Raw genomic sequence first — 21,170 nt, 5'->3', positions numbered from 1 at the left:
ACGGAGAAAACCGAAAGTTTATTTTACTTTAAACTTTCGAACCGGGCACGCCGAGCTAGTTCGATTTAGTGAACCGTTTCCTTTAAATTAGCGGCGAATCCATCCAACTTAATTAGGCCGGAAACCAGATCCTTTATCGCGGATTTAAAGATTTTTCTTTGCTCATCGTCCACATCGAGATTCGTAACGTCCGTTTTCATGGAGTCCACAGTGTCGCAAATCAAGGATAGTATTCCCGGAATAGGCTCGTTTCGGTTCGTTAAAGAGATGATATATTCTATATTCGATTTATACATTGTTCGCATCCTTTCTTGAGTTCGCTTAGATTCCACGTTCGCCACCTGACGGATAGGGCCGAAAAGCGACAGGCCGATTATATCCTAAACTGGGATCTCCATCAAGCGGAAATCGAATTTAGGATTGAAAACCGGTGGTTCCTAACGTGAAATCTTCGGTTCGAAACTAATCCGGAGGAACTCGCTTTCTTGATACGATGCCGATTTGGAGGAGATTCGCTAACAAAAGCCGAATTTTTCATTTTAGTCAAGTTGCTTCGTCTCTCCCTTGACAAAAAAGGAAGGTGACATTTCATCCTTTAACTCCACTCCGGAAAGCTTTCTTTTTAATGCTTCTTCCAACAAATAAGAGGTTTTAACCGAGGCGGCTTCGAAGTCTAAACCTCCCGGACGTATATTAGAGATACAATTACGACTCTCATCCGTTTTACCCACTTTCGGGTCGTAGGTTAAATATACGCCAAGGCTATCCGCCGAAGAGAGTCCCGGCCTTTCGCCGATGATAACGACTACCGCTTTTGCACCGAGACATTGTCCGATTTCATCTCCGATTGCGACCCTAGCCAGGCGAGTGAGCACCAGGGGGCCGAGTTTCCAATCTTTCAGTTTAGGTAATAGAGAATCCAAAAATGGTAGAAGATTTGAATCGATAGCTTTAGCCGATAATCCGTCCGCACAAACAAGAACCAGGTCGTACGATCCTTTTCTACCTTGGAGTTCACCCTGCGAGGGCTCCGATAAGCTTCTGCCTAAATCAGGACGTAGCAAATATTCTCCTCGATCTTTTGCGCGACTGTCCGCCGGGACCGCCTCGATTTCGTATTTCTTTCCGATACGATCGAGTTCGATTAATAATTCTCCGAACTTGGGCTCGAGTAAAACGGCGTCCCTTGCCCTTGCATGATCCAATCTAAATCGAAGAAGCTCTTTCGTGGAAAGCGATCCTCCCGATCTTGATAAGCCGATTCTTGCGGAGGTCATTTTCTTCCAGTCTTCCAAAGCAGGCATAAGTCAATTCTTCCCGGTTAATAGCTCGTCTAATAATTTGAACCCACTTTCTTCCAGCGGAAGTAGCCCGGTTTCCGAAGAAAAAATTCCGTTGCCCAAAAGCCATGACTCGAATTCAGGCGACGGTTTCAACCCGAGCACCTGTCGCAGATAAAGCGCGTCGTGAAACGATGTGCTTTGATAGGATAGCATAACGTCGTCGGCACCCGGAACGCCCATGATATAATTGCATCCCGCGACTCCCAACAGCGTTAATAGCGAATCCATATCGTCCTGATCCGCATCCGCGTGATTGGTATAACAGACATCGACCCCCATTGGTAATCCCAATAGTTTGCCGCAAAAGTGATCTTCCAGCCCCGCCCTCAGAATCTGCTTTCCATTATATAAATATTCCGGACCGATAAACCCCACGACGGTATTCACTAATAACGGAGAAAATTCCCTGGCGACCGCATACGCTCTCGTTTCCAAAGTCTGCTGATCGACTCCGTGATGAGCTCCGGCGGATAAGCCGCTCCCTTGACCCGTCTCGAAGTACATCACATTGTCGCCTAACGTTCCCCGTTTTAAGAACAAGGCCATTTCCTGAGCTTCGCGAATGAGTTCCAAATTTACCCCGAAGCTTCGATTTAAAGTTTCGCTCCCGCCGATGGATTGAAACACGAGATCCAAAGGAGCGTTTCGTCTCATCGCTTCCATCGACGTGGTCAAATGAGCCAAAACGCAGGACTGAGTCGGAATGCCATACTTTTGAATGATCGAATCCAACATTTCCAGTAACGCAATCGTCGTCGGAACATTATCCGTCGCAGGATTGATTCCGATCACGGCATCCCCGCTTCCGAGGAGCAGTCCGTCTAAAATACTGGCTGCGACTCCTTTTGGATCATCGGTCGGATGATTCGGTTGCAGACGCACGGATAATCTTCCGGGAAGTCCTATCGTATTTCGAAATTTCGTGACCACTCTACATTTCTTTGCCGCAAGAATCAAATCCTGATTGGACATTAGCTTCGACACCGCCGCCGCCATTTCGGGAGTAATCGCATAACGGAGGCTCTCGAGCAATGGGGGATCCGTCGTTTCTTTCAGGAGAAAATTCCTGAATTCTCCCACCGTTAAATGCGATATTTTGGAAAAAGATTTTCCGTCGTGGCGGGCAAAAATCAGTCGAGTAACCTCGTCGATATCGCTAGGAATAATTTCTATATTCAAAAAATCTGATAAATAAACATCCGCCAAGGCCATTTGTGCGGCGACCCTTTCCTCCTGCGTATTCGCGGCCAAGCCCGCGAGTTCGTCCCCTGAGCGGTAGGGGCTCGCCTTTGCGAGAAGGTCTTTAAGATCCGGAAAAAGATATGTCTTTGTTCCTAAGACGGTTTTGTAACCCATGAACCGATCCTAACCCGCATCCTTAGAAAGGAATAGAACTTTTCTAGCCCAGAATATTCCGCTAGCGAGAATTAATACAAAGGCGACAAAAACCCCCGGATGTTGCCAAACCATTACTAGCAGCACTAGAAACGATAAGAGCAATGCGATCGCGGGCACATAAGGAGCGCCCGGGACGACGAATGGACGCTTTCTATGAGGTTGAGATTTTCGTAAAAGAAAAAAACTAATCATCGATCCCGAATATAACGTTACCGCTCCGAACGCGGATAGGACGATGAGTTCCGAGGTTTTTCCGGTTATTAGGGAGATCACTCCTAAACAAGAATTCAAAATCAGGGAGTTTGCCGGAGTATGAAATCGCGAATGAACTTGCGAAACCGCCTTGGGTAAAAACCCGGCCCTCCCGAATTCAAGCGTTGCCCTTCCTCCCGCTAAAAGAATTCCGTGGAAGGAAGCGATTAAACCGAAGAGGCCGATCGTTACCAATAGATGAAAGGCCCAGCTTTCTTCCGCATAAACTTTTCTTAATGCCAGTGGCAAAGGAGAATCCGACGTGTTCCCTCCCGCCATAGGGTAAACGATCGCTTCCCATCCCCCGATTCCTACGGAAGAGACGAAAACGAGTATACAAAGAAAAACTAATGTTCCTAACGTCGATCCGAAACCGAGTAAAATATTACGCTGGGGGTTTTTCGATTCTTCGGCGACGTTCGCTAAGCCTTCGATTGCAAGAAAAAACCATATGGCAAAGGGCAGGGAAGCGGGAACTCCCACCCAACCGTTCGGCAAAGGATTCAGGGCGAATTTCTCCCAGGAAAAATGAGGCAAGGTGAGGGCCGAAAAAAGCAGGAGTTCCCCCACTGCGAAAATCGTGATCCCCAGTTCGAAACTAGCTGCGGCTTTCACTCCGCAAATATTTAATATCGTAAAAATAATATAGATCCCGATCGCAATCGGAGTAGGAGAAACTCCCGGTAAAAAGAATGAAAAATAAGCCCCTATGGCCGCCGCAATAGCCGGCGGCGCAAACAAAAATTCAATCCACTGCCCCATTCCCACGATGTAGCCCCAAGAGTCTGTTGAAAAAGAGGTGCAAATTTTACGAATGTACTAGATTTGCCGAATGGCAAAGTTCAAGAATACGGACCCTAAACAGCTGCGGATGTATGTTTTAAACTTTCAGGAGTTATTTGGAGAAGGACATCCTATTCATAGCTTTAAGAAAGTCATCGATCGCTTAGATTTTGAGGATTTCGAGAAGAATTACCAGAATGATGAAACAGGGCGACCCGCGATCTCGCCCAAGAAAGTAATTTCGGCCCTTTTTTATTCGATACTAATAGGCAACCTCTCGATGAGAGAACTTTGTAGACTTTCAAAACTGAGAGCCGAATTGATTTATCTATTGGATGGAGAAGAGTTAGATCATACGTTTATTTCAAAGTTTAGAAAGACCCACAAAAATGAAATTGAGGACTTATTCTCTCAAACGGTATTTCTCGGTTATGAAAGCGGTTATATAGATTTTGAAACGGTTTCAATCGATGGAACAAAGATAAAGGCCAATGCGAATTCCGATGATATGGGGGATTTAGAGAAATTCGAGACTCGGTTGAAGCAAATAGAAAAAGTCAGTAAGATAAAACTAAGGGAGTGGGAACGGTCGGCAGATTTAGAACAGACTAAACTTTCGAAAAAAACGAAAGATTTGGAACGAAAAGCAGGCAAGTTAAAAGAGGCTGTAGAATTCTTAAAAAAGCACAAAGACCGCCGCAGGATCCATCTCTATGAGAGAAATTGCGATCTACAGAAAAAGGGAAACGCCTTTATCGTAGGTTACAATGCTCAGGCGGCGGTCGATAGCAAATCTAACATGATTGTTTCCCAATCTGTGGAAACGGGGCAAGCAGATACGAAGTTTACGGAAAAGATGATTCGAAAAGTCGAATATTGTCACCTTTCCCTGAAATCAAGAGACAATGATTTCAGAAAAATTCAATATATCTTGGATGCGGGTTACGCGAGTGAAGCCAACTTTCGGAGTTTAAAGGATTTCGATATTTATTGCCCCGATCAAAAAGTCACAAGGCCATTCCAAGCTGGACGGATACCGAAGGTTCCCGATTCTGCTAAACGAAGACCTCAGTTTATAAAGTTCGCTTACGAAAGAAAATCCAACCGATTCACCTGTCCATCAGGTAGAGAACTTAAATTTAAAGCTGAAAGATTTCTTCGTGGAGACAATCGTTATTTAGATTACAGATCAACGAATTGCAATGGTTGTAAGTTAAAGCACTTCTGCACAAAAGATCGCTCTAAAGCCATTTTGGTGAATTCTAATAATTTAAAAAACAACTATGTTCATTTGAGTCCAAGTAAGAATTACCAACCAAACGAGATGGACAATTTCTACACGATGGAAATGCGTAAAAAGTTAAGACATCCGCAATCGCGGAAAATTTACTCTAAGAGATTCCCCTCGATCGAAGGTGTCTTTGGTGCAATAAAAGGATCTCGTCGCGGATATAGATTTATGACGAAGGGAATAGAAAAAGTATCTTTGGAATGGTCCGAGAGATGCTCCGCTCATAATATAGCAAAACTTTGCGGATTTCGGTATGTTTAAACGATCCGCCAAAAGTTAACTGAAAGCCTTTATAACAATTAAACATAATGATCCCAATTACGAGAAAAATACCGACTAACCTCGCTAACTTTTTCAACAGACTCCCAACGATTTCCGGACGCTTCCCTTGCATAGTCGAATGCGCCGCCGGCCTTAGGAATCATGCAGGCCAACTCGGCATAGCTAAACGTGAATGTCACATAAAGAATAACCGCAATGCATGTCGCGATTCCTAACCCGAAAGTTCCTCCGATGGGCAGTCCTAGATTCCAACCGAAGTACATCCCTGAAATGACGTAGCCTACTCCGAGTCCCCAAAGTAACCAGGGACCTAACCCTTTTTCTAAATGATTCTTCTCTTCCATTCTAAAGTAACATTAGCAAGAACCGTACCAGGGGACAGAAGACAGAACATCGATGAGTGGAAATTCCATTCTCTAAAGAAAGATTCTTGTGTTACAGGGGATTTTTCCATGTCTTCTATTACCTTTTCGATATCTAGCAGCTTCTGTCTAGCGTGAGCGAAGCGAGCGCATCTGTCCTCAGTTCTCTGACCTCCGTCTTCTGAAACCCACAGCGCCGAACTTCGATCGGTTGTTTGCGGTTCGATCGATCGAAAAGAGTCCGAATTCTTGCAAAATTCATAAAATGGACTCTTTTGAACGATTATACCGGAGATTTCGGGAAGGATCGGCTCAAGAGCTCGAAGAAAGCACTTCCAGGAAATAAATATTTGATTTAAAATTCCTGATCTTGCCGATTTCGGAGTCACCAATTTATGTCCGATCGAAAATTTTTTTTATTTTATAAAATTTATGCGTCTCTCTTTCAGTAAAGTCGCTTAATATTGCGTGTTATCTAAATTAATGAATCGAGGAATTAATAAAATGAAACGAACTTTGATGGGCTTAGTTTTGGTTCCGATCGCGCTTGGGTTGGGTTTTGTGGCGTGCCACAAATCTAACAGTAACAATAGTAACGGAGCCGGACTTCTCTTGGCCGCTATCGCGGATCAGAATCAGATAGGAAACTCGGTTGGTTCGGGAATGAATGCGATTTCGAACGCCAATTCCGGTACCACGGATAGTTCGGGATCGGGTGTGGCTTTTTATTATCCGGTTCCGCATCGTTCCTATTTTGAAAATGCCTTGATTTCTCTTCAAGAATTCGATGCGACTAAATTTATTTCCAGCCCGTTAGAGGCGACCACATACACTTTAAATTGCCCCAAGGGTGGAACGGCAGTTAGGGCGCCGCAAGGATCCGATCTTACGACTGCTGCGACCGTAAACGTGATTTGGACGTATACGAATTGCGCCTTCGGTCCGGGGCTACAACTCAACGGAACTTTGGAAAACGACTGGAGCAGTTTGGCCGTGGCAAGTCCTCCCACGCAAAACGGAACCGTTTTGAATGTGGCCTCGTCTTTGACGATCTCCGATCCGAGTATAGGCGCATCCATGACTCAATCCGCCGTGACCAATACTCTGGGAACGGGAGTCGTGAATACCAATGTAAACGTCGCGCACACGCTTAATTTTACTAGCGCCACCGCATATACGATCAATACCAATATTACTCGTCTCGCAACCGTGTTCGGAAAGCAGATCTTTTCACATACGGTCACTACCCCGACACCTCTTAGTATTACTTTTAGCCAGGGAGGAGGAACTCGGACGATTAATTCCGGAGTACAAAGTATCAAGCATAACCTCGCGAATTTTACTGCTACGTTAACTTACAGTAGTGTTGTGTTCTCGTACAAAAATTGCCTACCTACAAGCGGATCGATTGCGATCACGGTGAGTGGAGCTCGCTCCGGTTCCGGAACGGTAACGTTTAGCGGGGGAACGGCGACGTATACCTATACGGCAACGACTCCTAACGGTTCCGACAAAAACGAATCCGGAACAATCACTCTTCAAGGTTGTAGCATGAACTAAGCCTTCCTTTTCTCCCGATCGAGACGGTCGAGTTCGTGAGTTAGCGGGCTCGGCCGTACAAATATCATACATCGATTCGCCGATTTTAAACTCCGATTTCCGGTATCCTGAATATTCTTCGATAGCGGTAATGAGGAAGTCGGTCGGCGTATTTTTTTATGCAACTTTACTAAAACGTTATGAATATAAAATTAAACATTTCTCTTTTCCTGTTTTTAGTTCTGAACCTTACTACCTATTCTTTGTCAGCCGAGACCATCCTTTTGAGAGACGGCACTATGCTTATCGGGGACGTAAAGGGTCAGGATGCTAAAAGTCTGACCCTGAAGACGAGGCAAGGTGAGAGGATAATCGAGAAAATCTCGATTCTAAAAGTTTTATATAATAAGATAAGCAGAAAGGAGGCCGATAAAATTATAGAAGAAGAAAGAAAACTTTCCGCCAATCAGACAAATTCGATCGAACCGAATACGATTGACGAAATAGCTCTAAAGGATCGCGAAATTGCGGATTTAAAGCAAAAACTGGACGCGGAGCGGAAGAAAGGGGAGGCAAACCAAAAACCGTTTCAGGAAAAATCGAATCATACTCTGGAATTCACGGTTAGAAGAGCGGATTATACGTACAATCCGGAAGAATACGACTACATAAAGAATACAGCCAACTATAACGTAGGTTTTTCGGATCTAAGTTCCAGAGAGAAAATTTTTCCCGTTTTCGGTTTTATGTATTGGAACAAAAATTATAAAATCGGTTTCGATCTGTCCTATTATCAAATTGTTCTCACAGACTCCACTTTCAATGCATACACCTATCTTTTTCCGATTTCATCGCTTATTATTCCTACACATTTGAATTTTCCTCCTTTGACAAGAACGGATTATCAAGCGGATGTTTTTAAATTTTGGAATCCGACTGCCTGGTGGACAGTAGGAGCAGGCGGAGGGCTTCGAGCGATAGATACTAAGCAATCCACTCAAGCCGGGCTTTCTTATACAAACGTCGAAAATCGGACCTACGGTCCTCAAGCCGAAATTCTAACCCGTTTCGATATCTGGGATAGGCTTCGGATCGACGTGAAAGGAAAATATTTTCATTCGGAAGGTAAGCAGATCTTTGAAGCGGAGGCGATCACACTTTTTCCCCCGTCCTATGTAAAGGCCTACGGCCCGGACGGAGTCCGAGCGCGGTTCGTAGGTTACGAGTATGATATCGGGCTTTCAGTCCGAATATTCGGCGATATTTATCTGTCCTTCGGCTATAATCGAACGTTTTCCACCTTTACTAGAGTTCATAGCTATTCAATAGCGATTCCATACAGCGTAATGTTTCAAAATAATTTAAATAATATGCAATTCGGATCCGGCCATAACGATGAAATTCGAGGGTATTATACCGGAATCACGGTACGTACCAATTGATTTGCATCGAGTATTCGGATTAAATTATGTTATTATAAAATAGAATTTTAAAAAACCGTTAACCTATTTATGAAAATCATAAAAAGAACGGGCGAAAAGGTAAGTATTCTTCCTTTCAGACATTCTCTAGATCGGCTCGCGGCAAGCCATCAAAAGCTGTCGGCTCTTTATTTCGGGTATTTTTTTCTCATTTGCTGGAAGGATTTTTTGATGAGCTCCTCCAAAACGGGAACATTCACGTCACGGATCGTCCTTAGGTATAAGCAACCCTTTCCCGTTTTGTATTTTCCAAGTTTGCCTAGTAGATCCTCGTACTCCTTAAATCCAGGCATAATATAGATGGTGATATTACTTTTCCTGGGGGAAAACCCTACAAGAAACATGTCTCCTTGCCGACCGCTTTCATATACATAATGGTATTTACCGAAACCGATCATCGTACCTCCCCATAAGACCGGTTTTTCCTTGCTCACTCGTTTCATAATTTCATAAATCTTTTTGCAACTTGTACGGACACTTTCATCCCCTACATTTTTAAGAAAATCCGAAACACTTTCATTCCCAGGCTTCGTTTTCGATTCGGCCATGTCAAAACCTCGCGCGAATTTCAATTTGCTGAAGCATCTAAAGATCGACCCATCTTAAAATGAATCAAGAATTAATTAACTGCAGTTTGCCGATCTTTCGTTTATGCAGAAGACAGAGGTCAGAGGACTGAAGACAGAAGCTGCTAGACGTTGGAAAAGTAATAGAGGCAGAGGAAAGGTCTAATATAACACAAGAATCTTACTCTATAACATGGAAGCCCCGCTTATCTATGTTCAGTCCTCTGTCCTCTGATTAATTTCGGACATACATAAAATCCGTTTCCGAAATCGAAGGGGAATTTTAACACATTACGTGGGCATTCAATTCGGGAAAATGTTAATCTGTTCTCTTTTATATAAATTAGGTAAAAACGTAACTCTTAATTTTCGGTACACTTCGTCATTAGTAACCGATTATTCAAGCTTCGGAATGAGCCTGGGCAAAAATAAAAAGTGAACCTTGTGTTTTACAATTTAAGACTCTTCGATTTTTCACTGTAGGGCGCCAATGACCTTTTTCACCGTTAGAATTGAACTCAAGAGCGAGCAAAGACATGCCTCGGACAATGACCCTTATCGAGCTCTGGATAAAGAGATGAAAAAAAGAAAATTCAAAACGACGATCTCGGGATTGCCCGGAAAAGTTTTTGAACTTCCGAAGGCGGAATACATATACCAGGGCGAGGAAGATTTAGACGGCGTCTTTCGCTTAGCGCTCTCCGCAGCGAAGAAAACGAGCGGAAAATATTCCATCATCGTCGACCAAATCGTTAGAAGTCGTTGGACCGGACTCGAAGATGCGTGTTTTTTAAAACAATTAATGGATTACGAAGAAAGTATCCGTTAATATGCAAGCTCCCGTCGAATTTTCCGGATGCGAGTTTACATTTTCCTTTAAATAACACTAATGTACTATAGCTAAGTCGAGAATGTACTGCAATGGTAGATTCTATCTCGGATTTTTTATGGCATTGCCGATTTAGATAAATTTTTGAGTGGATTCGAGAGTTGAATTTCCTTGCTCAATCCCGATCAAACGCTCGCGGGTCTGATTTGCTATTGTTTGTTATGATGGAGGCCCTTCGCGGAACGGATTTTGGCTAATTTTCCTTAAAATTCTCCGGGTTTTTCGATCGGGAAGAGGCTGATTGTCTTTATGCTTCTATGAGAGAATGCGAAAAGAGCAAGATTTACGTCGATCGCGGGTGCCGGTTATTACTTCTTTTAGATAGATTGCGAAAACATGACTCACAATTTTCGGTACATTTTGTTAGTTTTAACCGATTATTCACACTTCGGAACTATCCGGGAAATAAAAAGTGAACCTTGTGTTTCATTTTAAACTCTTCAACTTCTCCACTTATAGGGCGCAATGCCCTTTTTTCTTATCTAAGCTTGCAATAATTTCAATAAAAGACCTATGAATTCAGTATGAACGATGAATTAGAAGATTTTAAATTTCATTCCGGAGTTAAAGAATTTCGGAATTTAATCGAAGACGCGATTTATGAAAAGAACATCGATAAAATTATGATCGATTTGATTTTTCGTGAAATCGATAGAGTTTATAAGGAAAGAGATAAACTTGCTTCCGAATTGTTTTCACTCCGGGATTTCATAGATCTTTGCGATCTAAACGGGGATTATTTTCGATTTTTGCAAATCGGAGATATTGAATAAAAATCCTGAAAACGATCTTCAATTCTTTTTAAAGATATTTTGTAGAGACTCTTCCAAGCAATCTCGACCGTATTTGAAATTTGTCCGTTTCCAACTGCTCTAAGCCCGTACTCGACCTTACCTTCGTGTTCCGTCAAATTCGACTTTCACTCGTATATCGATATAGGTTTTTGCTGAGGTTTAGGACGCGGAACACCGACAATTATCTTTCGTTAGTTCCATGGCTTGCGAAGCGTAATTATAATATCCGAAGGGACGAACTGAAGTTGAAATCCGCGCTAGCCCGTACCGTGGCCGAAACATGCGAAGATAAAATTGGTAGCCACGCCTCTGTTTCCGGTTCATATAGGTAATTACCGATAGAATTTCCGGTTGAAAATAAGGCCTCCGGAACGATTTTCTGGCGGGCAGGTTATCACAGTATTCTATTTACTTAAACTGAAGCAAGGGGAAATTAAATGAGAAAAGTAAGCTTACTAGCTCATGCGTCATTAGATGGCTTTGTCGGAGGGCCGAACGGGGAAATGGATTGGATTTCGCATGATGATGAAATTTTCCGATATGTCACCGAGCATTTTAAATCGGTTGATACCTGTCTGTACGGTCGCGTCGTTTATCAAATGATGGAAAGCTATTGGCCGACCGTGTCGAAAAATCCGGCAGCGACAAAAATGGAACTCCATCATGCCGATTGGGTGGAGAATATTCAGAAAATTGTTTTTTCTACGACTCTCGAAAAAGCGGAATGGAATAACACAAGATTAGTAAAAAGTAATGTTGCGGAAGAAATTTCGAAACTCAAAAAACAACCCGGGAAAAATATGATGATATTCGGCAGCCCCAGACTGACTCATTCCTTTATGCAGATGGGACTGATTGACGAGTTTGTGATCAATATCAATCCTGTCATCTTGGGCAATGGAATCCCGTTATTTAAAGAGAGTAAGGATAAGATCGATTTAAAACTGATAAATTCTACTACATTCAAATGCGGAGTCGTCGGGCTACACTTGGGTCAAAGGACGATAGGAGCATAAAATAAAGGATCGAATTTTTTAAGTTAGGCCCTTGCACAGGAACTGAATGTCAATTTCAGGTTTGTCTGTGGGCGCCTCCTGCTTCGCAGGACCGGGCTGCTTCGGGTTCGCGTAGTCACGCTCATCCAACACGATCTGTCTTTTTAGCTTTGATCTCACTTGCTCTCTCTGTGTTGGACTAAAGCCCTGGCGCTAGCAGAGGACAGAGGACTGAAGACAGACGCGTTCGCGTTGCTCACGCTAGACAGAAGCTGCTAGACGTTGGAAATGCTGTAGAGATGGAGGAAAAATCCACTGTTAATGTAAGAATCTTTCTCCAGAGCATGGAAACTTTGCTCATCAATGTACTGTCTCCCAGAAGACGGAGGACAGAGGACAGACGCGTTCGCGTTGCTCACGCTAGACAGAAGCTGCTAGACGTTGGAAATGCTGTAGAGATGGAGGAAAAATCCACTGTTAATGTAAGAATCTTTCTCCAGAACATGGAAACTTTGCTCATCAATGTACTGTCTCCCAGAAGACGGAGGACAGAAGACAGACGCGTTCGCGTTGCTCACGCTAGACAGAAGCTGCTAGACGTTGGAAATGCTGTAGAGATCGAGGAAAGATCCCCTGTAACACAGGAATCTTTCTTGAAGAACATGGAATCTCCGTTTGTCGATGTTCTGTCTTCAGTCTTCTGATCGGGGTGCGAGCAGGCGATTCCCCGGAGATAGGGAGTTAATTCGAATGCAGTTTGTTTGATTGAAAATTTGACTTCACTTCGTTCAGTCTCCCTTCGGGTATTTTGCTCCCTATGGTTGCTTTCAAGTTCTCGCTTCGAGCCCCTTGCAGTTTTTGTTATGTTGATTTTTTTGTACTGGAATAAATCTTGGGGTGAACGACGGGGCTCGAACCCGCGACAGCCAGAACCACAATCTGGAGCTCTACCAACTGAGCTACGCTCACCATGTGTGACCCGAGAGGGATTCGAACCCCCGACCGACTGCTTAGAAGGCAGTTGCTCTATCCAGCTGAGCTATCGAGTCAAAATCCCAAAAGGCTTCGGGATGACTGGATTTGAACCAGCGACCCTCTGTTCCCAAAACAGATGCGCTACCACTGCGCTACATCCCGGATCGTGGTCCATGATTTAGCGGGGAAGCGAGGTGTCAAGCTCCTTGTTCAGGGCTTTTAGATACTTTTTTAAGGTGTTCGAGAATTATATCTTCGGAGGGGGCCTTTTGTAACGCCTTTTCAAAGGCCTTTCTCGCTTCCTCGGTTTTTCCCGTTTTATCCAGAAGCACGCCGAAAGAATCCAAGTAGGCGGGATTGTCCGGCTCTAACTGGATTAACCGTTTTATACTTTCCGTCGCAGTCCGAAGTTCCTCGGGACTTGGTTCTCTTTTCGAGATTAGGAGATATGCAAGCGAATTTAGGCTGTTCTTGTGATCCGGACGCAATCGAAGAATTCTTAAATGCGTTTCGATCGCGGATTTTATATCGCCGGACTTTTCCAGAGCGGAAGCTTTTAACGAAAGTAAAAGAATATCATCGACTGCGAGTTTCAATCTTTCTTCGGTCTTGTCCAAAGCTTCCTTATGCTTTCCGACGGAAATCAAGGAAAATATGATCATTCGGAATGCATTGTCTCTTTCGCCGAATCGCGGGAATTCTTCCAGAAGATTTTCTAAAACGGAAACGCATTTCTTGTGATTGCCGGTTCTGGAGCAACATACGGCGAAATTATACAATAGTTCGGGATCTTTTCCGTGCTCCGAAAGTTCCCGATCAATGAGAGTTAACGCGAACGTATAATTTTCCTTTAAGATCTCCGTAAAGATCTTTCTTTTATTCGGAATTTTTCGAGGCGCATTCTTCTTTTCCATGTGTCGATTTATTGAAAAGGAAGCCGGATTTTATTTTTAAAATCACTTAATTGTTCAAAATCGGTTTGATCCAAACTTAAGGGCGTTAGCGAAACCTTATTTCGATAGAATGTATCGAAATCGGTTCCGGTTTCCCGAATATAACCTAATTCGGATCCTCCTAAATAGAATTCGGAAATTCCGTTAACAATTATATTTTTATGATATGTGTCCACGTACGTTCTTTTTCCCAATCGAACGACTTCTATCGAGGCCAAAGAGTGTTCGAATTCGGCGGGAATGTTAATATTATACACGATTTCCGGGATTAAAGCATCCTTCCAATTTTTAAGTATATCGCGGACCAGTTCGGCTTCTCGAATATAGTCATGGGATTTGTCCAGGTTACCGGAACTTATCGCTAAGCTCAAAATCTTATGAATCGCCCCGTGCCTGGCCGCTCCGACCGTTCCGGAATAATGGATATCGTGGCCCAAATTAACGCCGCGATTGATCCCGGAAATCACGACATCGATAGGAGGGAAAATTTTCCCGTGGACACCGATATTGACGCAATCGACGGGGTAGCCGTCCACGATATAATGATTGTCGTTGATCTTCTCCACACGAAGAGAGTCGTAGATACTCAAAGCCATCGATTTGGCCGATTTCTCTTTTAAAGGCGCGATTAGGTATGTCGTATGATCTTTACCCAAAATCTTTTCTAAGGCTAAGATTCCGTTGGAGGAGATTCCATCATCGTTTGTTATTAGAATATTCATGCGTATGATAGGGTTTTCGTTTTTCTCCTATTGAAAGGCCGGCCCAAAGGAAGAACCTATCGCGAAATACATCGTCAAAGGAAAGAAAAAGGAAACGAGGAACGTGCTTATATTGAATGAAAGTGCATCCCGAAATTTAAGTTCGTAAAGATACATCGTTCCTCGAATTAAAACGATTATAAATAAACCGTAATGAATCAGATACAAAATTATGATGCCTATCCCTCCCGAAAGTCCGAGCTGGGCGAAGAGAACCGCCCAAGCTCCTAAGGAGAGGAATATCGAGATGGATAATTGCGCGAATATAAACATCACTTTCGAGTTACTTCTTCTATCCTTTCTCTGAGCGAGCCCGTCGAGAATGAAGGCCAGCGGATAAGGAAGAAGAGCAAAAAAAGTCAAATGGCCAAAAAAGCCCGAAATTAAAAGTCCGACACTTCGATGCGTATAAGGCGGGCAAACTAAGACAAATCCGGTTGCCGCACTTAAAGAGGAAAGAATCAGTATAAAACTCGCTACGATTTTTAAAAATCTAGGATCCCAGCCCGATACGGTATTTTCCAACCGAAACGGTTCGAATAAGGTCGCGTCGAGCAAATCTATAAATTTTGTATAATATATTTTGAGCATAGAGTCTTACCACGCCATGGCTTGCGGGTATAAAACCAGAACCGGAGATCGTTTTAATTCTTCTAAGAGGGCTTTTTCTCCGGAAAAAACTCCGGTCTTTGCCTGAAATAATTGGAAAAAACGATCCAAAGGATTGGGCTCCTCTTCGTAAAGAGGAATGGTCCCCTCGTAATTGCATAATTTAGAAAGTTCCACTACTGCTTCTCTACGACCGCCGATATCGTCGATGAGCTTATTTCGAAATGCATCCTGTCCGGAATAGATTCTTCCTTCCGCTAACGATTGAACGAACTTAACGGTCTGATTTCTCCCTTTGGAAACGTCTTCGATAAATTCCTCGTACGTATCGGCGAGCATTTTCTGGATCATCGCGTCTTCTTCCGCAGTGTTGTCCCGGAATAAGGATAATGAATCCTTGTATTTCCCTTCCTTAAAGGTTCTTACTTTAACTCCGTATCGATCCAATAATCCTTTAATGTTGGGGGCTATCGCGATGACTCCGATCGAGCCGGTTAAAGTCCCGCCTAAGGCAAAGATCTTATCCGCAGCGGCAGCTATATAATAACCGCCGGAAGCCGCAATATCCTTCATGGAGACGACGACCTTCTTATTCTTTTCTTTTCTAAGATACATTAATTCCCGATAAATTTCCTGCGAAGCTCCCACGCTTCCTCCGGGAGAATTTATTTCCACCAAGATACCGACGATATTAGGATCTTCTTCTATCGAACGGAGTTGTTCGAGTATCGTTTGAGCTCCGGCGCTGTCATAGCCGGAGTGTCCCGAATGAATTTCGCCCTCTATCTTAATCAAAGCGGCTCCGATTCGTTCGGTGCCGAATCCGCCGGCGCCGCCATCTATGCGAGTGAGTTTCGACAGGGTGATACTCGATACGAGATTAATTAGACCTACAAATAAGGCCAGGACGGTTATGACAAATGTTACGGCTAAAGCGAGACGGTTTCGATCCACGAATAGATGGAAACTTAGTACCTGCGGATTGTCAATGAATTAGCTATCGTATTCTTGGATCGGCGGTCGAGGAGATATTGGTTTGACCATTTCGATTCAAGCCCTAAATTTCGGGAATGAATCGGCTTTCGCGTAAGATGTTTCTTCGTCAATCAATCGGTTTGGGAATCGTTTTGACCGTCCCCCAATTTCTAGAATATTGCTCCTCTCTTTCGGATCGAAACTTCGGGCCGGCAGGAAATAACCCGTTCAAAAATTCCGAAGAGATGGGTTTTAGTAAGCCCATTTTAAACGCTCTTAATATCGGAATCACGGCCCCGAATCCGCATAATGTTCAACCTTGGAAATTCGAAATCTTAGACGATCATACGGCGAATTTGTATGTCGATGAACGTAGACTATTAAAAGATACCGACCCGCCATCAAGACAAATTCATATCGGCCAGGGTACCTTCTTAGAGACGTTAGCGATCGGAGCTAGTCGATTCGGATATAAAGCGGAATTCGCTATTTTTCCGAACGGCAAATATACCGCCGCGGATATAGGAAAGAAACCGATCGCGAAAATACGTCTGGAAAAAACGTCGAGCATTCCTGCCGATCCGCTCGCCGATTATATCCCGAAACGAGCGACAAATCGGAGCGTTTATTTCGGAGATTCTCTGAATGAAAATGATTTTTCAAATCTCATCGTCGACGCTAAATTACGATTCTCGCAAGCTCATTTCGTGAAGGAAAGGGAATCCGCGGAACTTAGAAAGTCGACGATTTCTGCTATGGAAATCGAAACGAATACTTACAATACGTACGAAGAATCCAGAATTTGGTTCCGTTACAACGACGATGAGATCAATTCGGAGCGGGACGGTTTATCTTTACGAGGCTCGGGGGTCTCGGGACTTAAATATTTCGTCGTAAGAAATTTCTTTCTGAAGCCCGGTAAGGATAGCTGGCATTCGGAGAGTAATCGGAAAGCCGGTCTTGATATGTTTATCGAACAGGTAAATAGCTCGAAAGGCTTTATCTATTTAAAGACGTCTCAGAATAGGATTTTGGATTGGATTCTCGTAGGAAGAGATTACGTGCGATTGCAATTGGCGGCGACCAAATACGGATTCGTGGTCCATCCTTTGAGTCAGATTCTCCAGGAATATTCGGAAATGAACGCTCTTCGAGGACGGTTTGAAAACGAAATGCAATTGAAGGAGGGGGAGAAAATTCAAATGTTAGTTCGAATCGGAAAAAGCGATTACGAGTTTTTTAGTCCCAGAAGAAATTTGAAAAATATGATCGCCGGGTAATTTATAAAACGCGTATATACTTTATAAGGACGCGTTCGACTCTAAGGAGCGGATCGATCATTTGCCGGAATTAAATTAACGAGGAGAGAATGAGGAAAATCATATTTTGGATAGGCGTGCTTTTTTCGGTTTCGATTCCGATGACCCTGCCGTTGGCCGAAGCGGGGGCCTGCGTAAACGGGGACGAGTCGATGTATCTATTTTTCACCGAGATAGCCTGCGTGATTTCCGTCTTTTGTCTGTTAGCCGTTTCCTTCGGATCGGCGACGAGCGGAGTTCTAAGTCTTTGGTTGGGTTCGATTCCGGCCCTTCTTGGGGCGTATTTTTATATCGCGTACGTTCCTGTTTATCTCTATTTTTCCACATTCGGAAATTACGGACTATGCGATATATTGTCGCAGGACTTATTCATAGGAAAGTCGAATTTGACTCCGGCAAAGGAGGCGTTTAACGGAGTGTTTTCCCGCTCTTTCGCTTTATTGATAGCGATTCCTTTTTCGTCTTTGGCAGTGGCTCCGTATAAAATTTATAAAGCTAGCCGATTTTGACTCGAATAGTTTATGGATGATTTTTCTTTTCACTAGTTAGGTATTCGTTATTTACCGATCTTATCGCATGCAAAAAGGATATTTTTCATTTCTCATAATCTTTATCGCTGCTGCGGGGGCTTACCATTATCTTTCTCCTAGTTGTTTAAAAGGAAACTGTAGGGACGGCTTCGGAATTAAATACTTATCGGGCCAGTACAGATACGAGGGTAATTTTAAGAACGGATTGGCGGACGGTAAGGGTAAACTCGTTTTAGAATCGGGAGAATCCTATGAAGGCGAATGGGTTCGCGGGAATAAAGAAGGTAAGGGGACCTACGTTTACATGAACGGGAACCGATATGTCGGTTCTTGGAAATCGAATAAGCCGGAAGGGGAAGGTATACTTTACGATTTGGAAGGAGTCGTTCTGTATAAGGGACAATGGAACGCCGGAAATATGTTAGAATGAGAATCGCCATCGCGATCGCCTTATTGTTTCCTTGGCAACTAGGATCCGACGATTTGAAAATCCGCGTGAGTCCGCTTACCGAGAATTTTTACGTTCATACTTCCTACCATATAATCGACGACTTACCCTTTCCTTCCAACGGTTTAATCATTGCGACGAAGTCCGGAGCGATTCTTATCGATACCGCTTGGGGAAATGAGCAGACGGTCCAGATTCTGCTTTGGATTAAAGAGAATTTAAAAATGCCCGTTCGCTTAGCGATTCTGACGCATTTTCATGACGATCGAGCGGGGGGCATTCAAGAATTAAAGAATCGAAATATTCCAAGTTATGCAAATCGAAGAACGATCCAAAAAATGAAATCGCTTAACTTACCCGTTCCTGATCGACTGTTGAAGGATGAAATGAACTTTCGAATGGACGATCTCGTATTCAAAGTTCTTTATCCCGGTCATGGTCATACCGAAGATAATATAGTAGTTTGGTTTCCCGTGTCGAAGGTCCTTTTCGGCGGCTGTCTAGTCAAGAGTCCGCAGGCGAAAAGCCTCGGAAATAGCAGGGATGCAAATCTGGTCGAATGGGCAAAAGCTATACGGTCCTTAGAGAGGTCTTTTTCAAACGCGAAATTCGTAATACCGGGACACGAAGCATGGGGAGGTCCTGAAGCGTTTCGAAGAACTTTAGAATTATTGTCCGACAATCGATTTTAAGGCCGGATTCCGGTATTCTTTCTTCGGTAAAGCCTACTCTAAACGGCAGCTAAACGGAAAAATTCTCGATATTATTAAAGCTCGGGTGTAAGCTCTCACTATGCCGGATTTTATTTCTCTTATTCTGACTGCAATTTTCCTGTTTCTAGGATGCATCCATTTGTATTGGGTTTTTGGCGGGAACTGGGGGTCGGATTCGGTCGTACCTCAGCTAGAATTGGAAGGTCGACCGGCTTTTATACCCGGAGTCGGCATCACATTTCTAATGGTGTTGATTTTTTGGTCGATTGCTGCCCTTATTCTAGCCTTTTCAGGATTCTTTCAGACTCCGATCGAACGTAAAATATATCGGTGGTGCATAGCCGCGGTATCCGCGATTTTTTTTCTTAGGGCATTCGGTGATTTTCGTTATGTAGGTTTCTTTAAAAAAGTTAGAGGAACGAAATTCGCTTATTGGGATACACGCGTATATTCGCCGCTTTGCCTTTTAATAGGAATTTTGACTTTCTATTTGGCGATTACTCAATAAATGATTTCTGAAATTACTAGCAGTTTCGACCGATTTCGTATCGGAGTCGTCGTAATGCAGATCGAATAGATTATCGATTTCTATTATACTTTTACTTTAAATTGCGCATATCCGACTTATCTTATTCTTAACTCTTGACCATTATTCTTAGGTGAGTTATACTAAGACATGTCCTTATTTGATGCTCATTTTCATATCATCGATCCGCAATTCCCGTTAGTTCCGAATCACGGTTTTTTACCGGAACCTTTTACTATCACCGATTACAAAGCTAAGGCTTATCCGCTCGGAATCGGCGGCGGAGCGATAGTGTCGGGATCGTTTCAGGCATTCGATCAAACATATTTGTTACATGCATTAAGTGTTCTCGGGAAAAAATTCGTAGGCGTTACTCAATTACCGGCAATCACGTCCGATCAGGAAATATTTTTACTTGCGGACGCAGGGGTGAGGGCGATTCGATTTAATGTAAGGAGAGGGGGCTCCGAGGAGTTGTCGAAAATTAGGGAAATGGCCGCCCGAGTATACGATCTGGCCGGTTGGCATGTTGAACTTTATATTGATGCTAAAGAGATCGACGATTTTTTAGAGGGAGTCCTGCTTTCTTTACCGAAAGTTTCGATAGATCATATGGGTCTCTCCAAGGAAGGACTCCCTACGATTTTGAAATTGGCGAAGAAGGGGGTTAGAATTAAAGCCAGCGGTTTTGGGCGAGTCGATTTCGATGTACAATCCGCATTGAGAAGTATCGCCGATGCGAATCCGGAAAGTTTACTTTTCGGTACCGACCTTCCGTCTACTCGCGCAGCAGTTCCTTTTACCGAAAAAGATTTAAATTTGATTCGAGATACGTTCGACGGCGATCTGCTAGCTAAAGTTCTTTCTAAGAATGCCAGAAAGTTTTACGGAATCTCATCCTAATCAGAGGACAGAGGACAGAGGACAGAGGACAGAGGACAGAGGACAGAGGACAGAGGACAGAGGACAGAGGACAGAGGACAGAGGACAGAGGACAGAGGACAGATAATTATTCCTATTTCCCTGACAACAATTTTTTTAAAATCGAATTACGTTGGAGCGAGGTATCAGAAGACAGAAAGACTGAACATTGATAAGCGGAGTTTCCACGTTCTAGGGAAAGATTCTTGCATTATACTGGATTCTTCCTCCTACCCCAGGATTTCCAGCCTCGAGCAGCTTCTGTCTAGCGTGAGCAAAGCGAATGCATCTGTTTTTTGACTCTGTCCTCTGAAAGCGAACGCGTCTGTCTTCTGAACTGCAACATAATCGAAATGTCTCATTCCGATGAAATCACTAAAACCCAAAAAACCGTATTGACACTGAAGAAAGTTGCGAAAACCTGGATAGCATCCCTCTAAAGGAAGGTCGATCCTTGGCGAACAT

Annotated in this window: 22 protein-coding genes, 3 tRNA genes and 1 pseudogene; 13 read left to right on the top strand and 13 right to left on the bottom strand. The window is 43.5% G+C overall.

The window, feature by feature from the left end:
• Positions 1-65: 65 nt before the first annotated feature.
• The 4 genes from LEP1GSC047_RS15865 to LEP1GSC047_RS15850 all read right to left on the bottom strand — a co-directional run bounded on the left by LEP1GSC047_RS15865 (position 66) and on the right by LEP1GSC047_RS15850 (position 3,755).
• Positions 66-296 carry a hypothetical protein gene (locus LEP1GSC047_RS15865; RefSeq protein WP_010417530.1) on the bottom strand — a complete coding sequence of 77 codons (231 nt, stop codon included), beginning with the start codon at positions 294-296 and terminating at the stop codon, positions 66-68.
• Positions 297-539: 243 nt separating this feature from the next.
• Positions 540-1,304, bottom strand: coding sequence for an ethanolamine ammonia-lyase subunit EutC (gene eutC, locus LEP1GSC047_RS15860; RefSeq protein WP_010417533.1), 765 nt, complete (start codon positions 1,302-1,304; stop codon positions 540-542).
• 3 nt (positions 1,305-1,307) lie between these two features.
• Positions 1,308-2,699, bottom strand: a complete 1,392-nt coding sequence (locus tag LEP1GSC047_RS15855) for an ethanolamine ammonia-lyase subunit EutB (protein ID WP_010417535.1) — start codon at positions 2,697-2,699, stop codon at positions 1,308-1,310.
• Positions 2,700-2,708: 9 nt separating this feature from the next.
• Positions 2,709-3,755: an amino acid permease gene (locus LEP1GSC047_RS15850; protein ID WP_238325604.1), complete on the bottom strand. Its 1,047-nt coding sequence runs from the start codon at positions 3,753-3,755 to the stop codon at positions 2,709-2,711.
• 70 nt (positions 3,756-3,825) lie between these two features.
• On the opposite strand from LEP1GSC047_RS15850, the gene LEP1GSC047_RS15845 reads away from it, so the two are divergent.
• On the top strand, positions 3,826-5,328 hold the full coding sequence (locus LEP1GSC047_RS15845; RefSeq protein WP_010410792.1) for a transposase: 1,503 nt from the start codon (positions 3,826-3,828) through the stop codon (positions 5,326-5,328).
• 104 nt (positions 5,329-5,432) lie between these two features.
• Here LEP1GSC047_RS15845 and LEP1GSC047_RS15840 read toward each other — a convergent pair.
• Positions 5,433-5,693: pseudogene (locus LEP1GSC047_RS15840) on the bottom strand (ethanolamine permease); the annotation flags it as partial.
• A 522-nt stretch (positions 5,694-6,215) separates the two neighbouring features.
• On the opposite strand from LEP1GSC047_RS15840, the gene LEP1GSC047_RS15830 reads away from it, so the two are divergent.
• Together LEP1GSC047_RS15830 and LEP1GSC047_RS15825 are read left to right on the top strand one after the other, a co-directional pair.
• Positions 6,216-7,271 carry a hypothetical protein gene (locus tag LEP1GSC047_RS15830; RefSeq protein ID WP_010417546.1) on the top strand — a complete coding sequence of 352 codons (1,056 nt, stop codon included), beginning with the start codon at positions 6,216-6,218 and terminating at the stop codon, positions 7,269-7,271.
• A 179-nt stretch (positions 7,272-7,450) separates the two neighbouring features.
• The gene (locus LEP1GSC047_RS15825; RefSeq protein ID WP_010417548.1) at positions 7,451-8,692 is read left to right on the top strand and encodes an LA_0442/LA_0875 N-terminal domain-containing protein; all 1,242 of its coding nucleotides are present in this window, start codon (positions 7,451-7,453) and stop codon (positions 8,690-8,692) included.
• A gap of 167 nt (positions 8,693-8,859) precedes the next feature.
• Here LEP1GSC047_RS15825 and LEP1GSC047_RS15820 read toward each other — a convergent pair whose 3' ends face one another.
• The gene (locus LEP1GSC047_RS15820) at positions 8,860-9,279 is read right to left on the bottom strand and encodes a DUF1801 domain-containing protein (RefSeq protein WP_010417550.1); all 420 of its coding nucleotides are present in this window, start codon (positions 9,277-9,279) and stop codon (positions 8,860-8,862) included.
• Positions 9,280-9,874: 595 nt separating this feature from the next.
• Between LEP1GSC047_RS15820 and LEP1GSC047_RS15815 the strand changes: the two genes are divergently transcribed.
• From LEP1GSC047_RS15815 to LEP1GSC047_RS15800, 4 genes are all read left to right on the top strand, one after another.
• Complete coding sequence (locus LEP1GSC047_RS15815) at positions 9,875-10,126, top strand: hypothetical protein (RefSeq protein ID WP_238325602.1); 252 nt, start codon at positions 9,875-9,877, stop codon at positions 10,124-10,126.
• A gap of 584 nt (positions 10,127-10,710) precedes the next feature.
• Complete coding sequence (locus tag LEP1GSC047_RS15810; protein ID WP_010417553.1) at positions 10,711-10,959, top strand: hypothetical protein; 249 nt, start codon at positions 10,711-10,713, stop codon at positions 10,957-10,959.
• Positions 10,960-11,417: 458 nt separating this feature from the next.
• Positions 11,418-11,996: a dihydrofolate reductase family protein gene (locus tag LEP1GSC047_RS15805; protein ID WP_010417554.1), complete on the top strand. Its 579-nt coding sequence runs from the start codon at positions 11,418-11,420 to the stop codon at positions 11,994-11,996.
• Positions 11,997-12,274: 278 nt separating this feature from the next.
• Positions 12,275-12,679, top strand: coding sequence for a hypothetical protein (locus LEP1GSC047_RS15800; protein WP_039935369.1), 405 nt, complete (start codon positions 12,275-12,277; stop codon positions 12,677-12,679).
• Positions 12,680-12,868: 189 nt separating this feature from the next.
• On the opposite strand, the gene LEP1GSC047_RS15795 is transcribed toward LEP1GSC047_RS15800, so the two are convergent.
• The 7 genes from LEP1GSC047_RS15795 to sppA form a co-directional block, all read right to left on the bottom strand.
• Positions 12,869-12,944, bottom strand: a tRNA-His gene (locus LEP1GSC047_RS15795).
• Positions 12,945-12,950: 6 nt separating this feature from the next.
• Positions 12,951-13,024, bottom strand: a tRNA-Arg gene (locus LEP1GSC047_RS15790).
• A gap of 16 nt (positions 13,025-13,040) precedes the next feature.
• Positions 13,041-13,112, bottom strand: a tRNA-Pro gene (locus LEP1GSC047_RS15785).
• A 35-nt stretch (positions 13,113-13,147) separates the two neighbouring features.
• Entirely contained in the window at positions 13,148-13,864 is a 717-nt protein-coding gene (locus LEP1GSC047_RS15780; RefSeq protein ID WP_010417556.1) for a tetratricopeptide repeat protein, read from the bottom strand.
• A gap of 8 nt (positions 13,865-13,872) precedes the next feature.
• Entirely contained in the window at positions 13,873-14,625 is a 753-nt protein-coding gene (gene surE / locus LEP1GSC047_RS15775; protein WP_010417557.1) for a 5'/3'-nucleotidase SurE, read from the bottom strand.
• A 27-nt stretch (positions 14,626-14,652) separates the two neighbouring features.
• Positions 14,653-15,255, bottom strand: coding sequence for a hypothetical protein (locus LEP1GSC047_RS15770; RefSeq protein ID WP_010417561.1), 603 nt, complete (start codon positions 15,253-15,255; stop codon positions 14,653-14,655).
• A 6-nt stretch (positions 15,256-15,261) separates the two neighbouring features.
• Positions 15,262-16,227, bottom strand: coding sequence for a signal peptide peptidase SppA (gene sppA, locus LEP1GSC047_RS15765; RefSeq protein WP_010417564.1), 966 nt, complete (start codon positions 16,225-16,227; stop codon positions 15,262-15,264).
• Between the two features lie 116 nt (positions 16,228-16,343).
• Here sppA and LEP1GSC047_RS15760 point away from each other — a divergent pair, with 116 nt between their 5' ends.
• The 6 genes from LEP1GSC047_RS15760 to LEP1GSC047_RS15735 all read left to right on the top strand — a co-directional run bounded on the left by LEP1GSC047_RS15760 (position 16,344) and on the right by LEP1GSC047_RS15735 (position 20,687).
• Positions 16,344-17,528, top strand: coding sequence for an Acg family FMN-binding oxidoreductase (locus tag LEP1GSC047_RS15760; protein WP_039935364.1), 1,185 nt, complete (start codon positions 16,344-16,346; stop codon positions 17,526-17,528).
• Positions 17,529-17,617: 89 nt separating this feature from the next.
• Positions 17,618-18,076, top strand: coding sequence for a hypothetical protein (locus LEP1GSC047_RS15755; RefSeq protein ID WP_010417568.1), 459 nt, complete (start codon positions 17,618-17,620; stop codon positions 18,074-18,076).
• A 67-nt stretch (positions 18,077-18,143) separates the two neighbouring features.
• Positions 18,144-18,527: an MORN repeat-containing protein gene (locus tag LEP1GSC047_RS15750; RefSeq protein ID WP_010417571.1), complete on the top strand. Its 384-nt coding sequence runs from the start codon at positions 18,144-18,146 to the stop codon at positions 18,525-18,527.
• Positions 18,524-19,237 carry a subclass B1 metallo-beta-lactamase gene (gene bla, locus LEP1GSC047_RS15745; protein ID WP_010417575.1) on the top strand — a complete coding sequence of 238 codons (714 nt, stop codon included), beginning with the start codon at positions 18,524-18,526 and terminating at the stop codon, positions 19,235-19,237. The genes LEP1GSC047_RS15750 and bla overlap by 4 nt, the downstream gene beginning before the upstream one ends.
• Positions 19,238-19,337: 100 nt before the next feature.
• Complete coding sequence (locus tag LEP1GSC047_RS15740) at positions 19,338-19,766, top strand: DUF3995 domain-containing protein (RefSeq protein WP_010417577.1); 429 nt, start codon at positions 19,338-19,340, stop codon at positions 19,764-19,766.
• 168 nt (positions 19,767-19,934) lie between these two features.
• A complete protein-coding gene (locus tag LEP1GSC047_RS15735) occupies positions 19,935-20,687 on the top strand; it encodes an amidohydrolase family protein (protein WP_010417580.1) in 753 nt (250 codons plus the stop codon).
• Positions 20,688-21,170 lie beyond the last annotated feature (483 nt).

The sequence above is a fragment of the Leptospira inadai serovar Lyme str. 10 genome (genome assembly GCF_000243675.2).
Classification (GTDB): Bacteria; Spirochaetota; Leptospiria; order Leptospirales; family Leptospiraceae; genus Leptospira_B; species Leptospira_B inadai.
This window is presented reverse-complemented; position numbering and strand designations above follow the sequence as displayed.

Excerpts from the sequence above, each read along its gene's own strand:
- LEP1GSC047_RS15805 (WP_010417554.1), top strand. The coding sequence starts at position 11,418 with ATGAGAAAAGTAAGCTTACTAGCTCATGCGTCATTAGATGGCTTTGTC.
- LEP1GSC047_RS15750 (WP_010417571.1), top strand. The coding sequence starts at position 18,144 with ATGCAAAAAGGATATTTTTCATTTCTCATAATCTTTATCGCTGCTGCG.
- bla (WP_010417575.1), top strand. The coding sequence starts at position 18,524 with ATGAGAATCGCCATCGCGATCGCCTTATTGTTTCCTTGGCAACTAGGA.
- eutC (WP_010417533.1), bottom strand. The coding sequence starts at position 1,304 with ATGCCTGCTTTGGAAGACTGGAAGAAAATGACCTCCGCAAGAATCGGC.
- LEP1GSC047_RS15855 (WP_010417535.1), bottom strand. The coding sequence starts at position 2,699 with ATGGGTTACAAAACCGTCTTAGGAACAAAGACATATCTTTTTCCGGAT.
- LEP1GSC047_RS15830 (WP_010417546.1), top strand. The coding sequence starts at position 6,216 with ATGAAACGAACTTTGATGGGCTTAGTTTTGGTTCCGATCGCGCTTGGG.
- LEP1GSC047_RS15800 (WP_039935369.1), top strand. The coding sequence starts at position 12,275 with ATGGAGGAAAAATCCACTGTTAATGTAAGAATCTTTCTCCAGAGCATG.
- LEP1GSC047_RS15825 (WP_010417548.1), top strand. The coding sequence starts at position 7,451 with ATGAATATAAAATTAAACATTTCTCTTTTCCTGTTTTTAGTTCTGAAC.
- LEP1GSC047_RS15810 (WP_010417553.1), top strand. The coding sequence starts at position 10,711 with ATGAACGATGAATTAGAAGATTTTAAATTTCATTCCGGAGTTAAAGAA.
- LEP1GSC047_RS15845 (WP_010410792.1), top strand. The coding sequence starts at position 3,826 with ATGGCAAAGTTCAAGAATACGGACCCTAAACAGCTGCGGATGTATGTT.
- LEP1GSC047_RS15735 (WP_010417580.1), top strand. The coding sequence starts at position 19,935 with ATGTCCTTATTTGATGCTCATTTTCATATCATCGATCCGCAATTCCCG.
- LEP1GSC047_RS15755 (WP_010417568.1), top strand. The coding sequence starts at position 17,618 with ATGAGGAAAATCATATTTTGGATAGGCGTGCTTTTTTCGGTTTCGATT.
- surE (WP_010417557.1), bottom strand. The coding sequence starts at position 14,625 with ATGAATATTCTAATAACAAACGATGATGGAATCTCCTCCAACGGAATC.
- LEP1GSC047_RS15865 (WP_010417530.1), bottom strand. The coding sequence starts at position 296 with ATGTATAAATCGAATATAGAATATATCATCTCTTTAACGAACCGAAAC.
- LEP1GSC047_RS15850 (WP_238325604.1), bottom strand. The coding sequence starts at position 3,755 with ATGGGGCAGTGGATTGAATTTTTGTTTGCGCCGCCGGCTATTGCGGCG.
- LEP1GSC047_RS15740 (WP_010417577.1), top strand. The coding sequence starts at position 19,338 with ATGCCGGATTTTATTTCTCTTATTCTGACTGCAATTTTCCTGTTTCTA.
- LEP1GSC047_RS15770 (WP_010417561.1), bottom strand. The coding sequence starts at position 15,255 with ATGCTCAAAATATATTATACAAAATTTATAGATTTGCTCGACGCGACC.
- LEP1GSC047_RS15815 (WP_238325602.1), top strand. The coding sequence starts at position 9,875 with ATGAAAAAAAGAAAATTCAAAACGACGATCTCGGGATTGCCCGGAAAA.
- LEP1GSC047_RS15780 (WP_010417556.1), bottom strand. The coding sequence starts at position 13,864 with ATGGAAAAGAAGAATGCGCCTCGAAAAATTCCGAATAAAAGAAAGATC.
- LEP1GSC047_RS15820 (WP_010417550.1), bottom strand. The coding sequence starts at position 9,279 with ATGGCCGAATCGAAAACGAAGCCTGGGAATGAAAGTGTTTCGGATTTT.
- LEP1GSC047_RS15760 (WP_039935364.1), top strand. The coding sequence starts at position 16,344 with ATGAATCGGCTTTCGCGTAAGATGTTTCTTCGTCAATCAATCGGTTTG.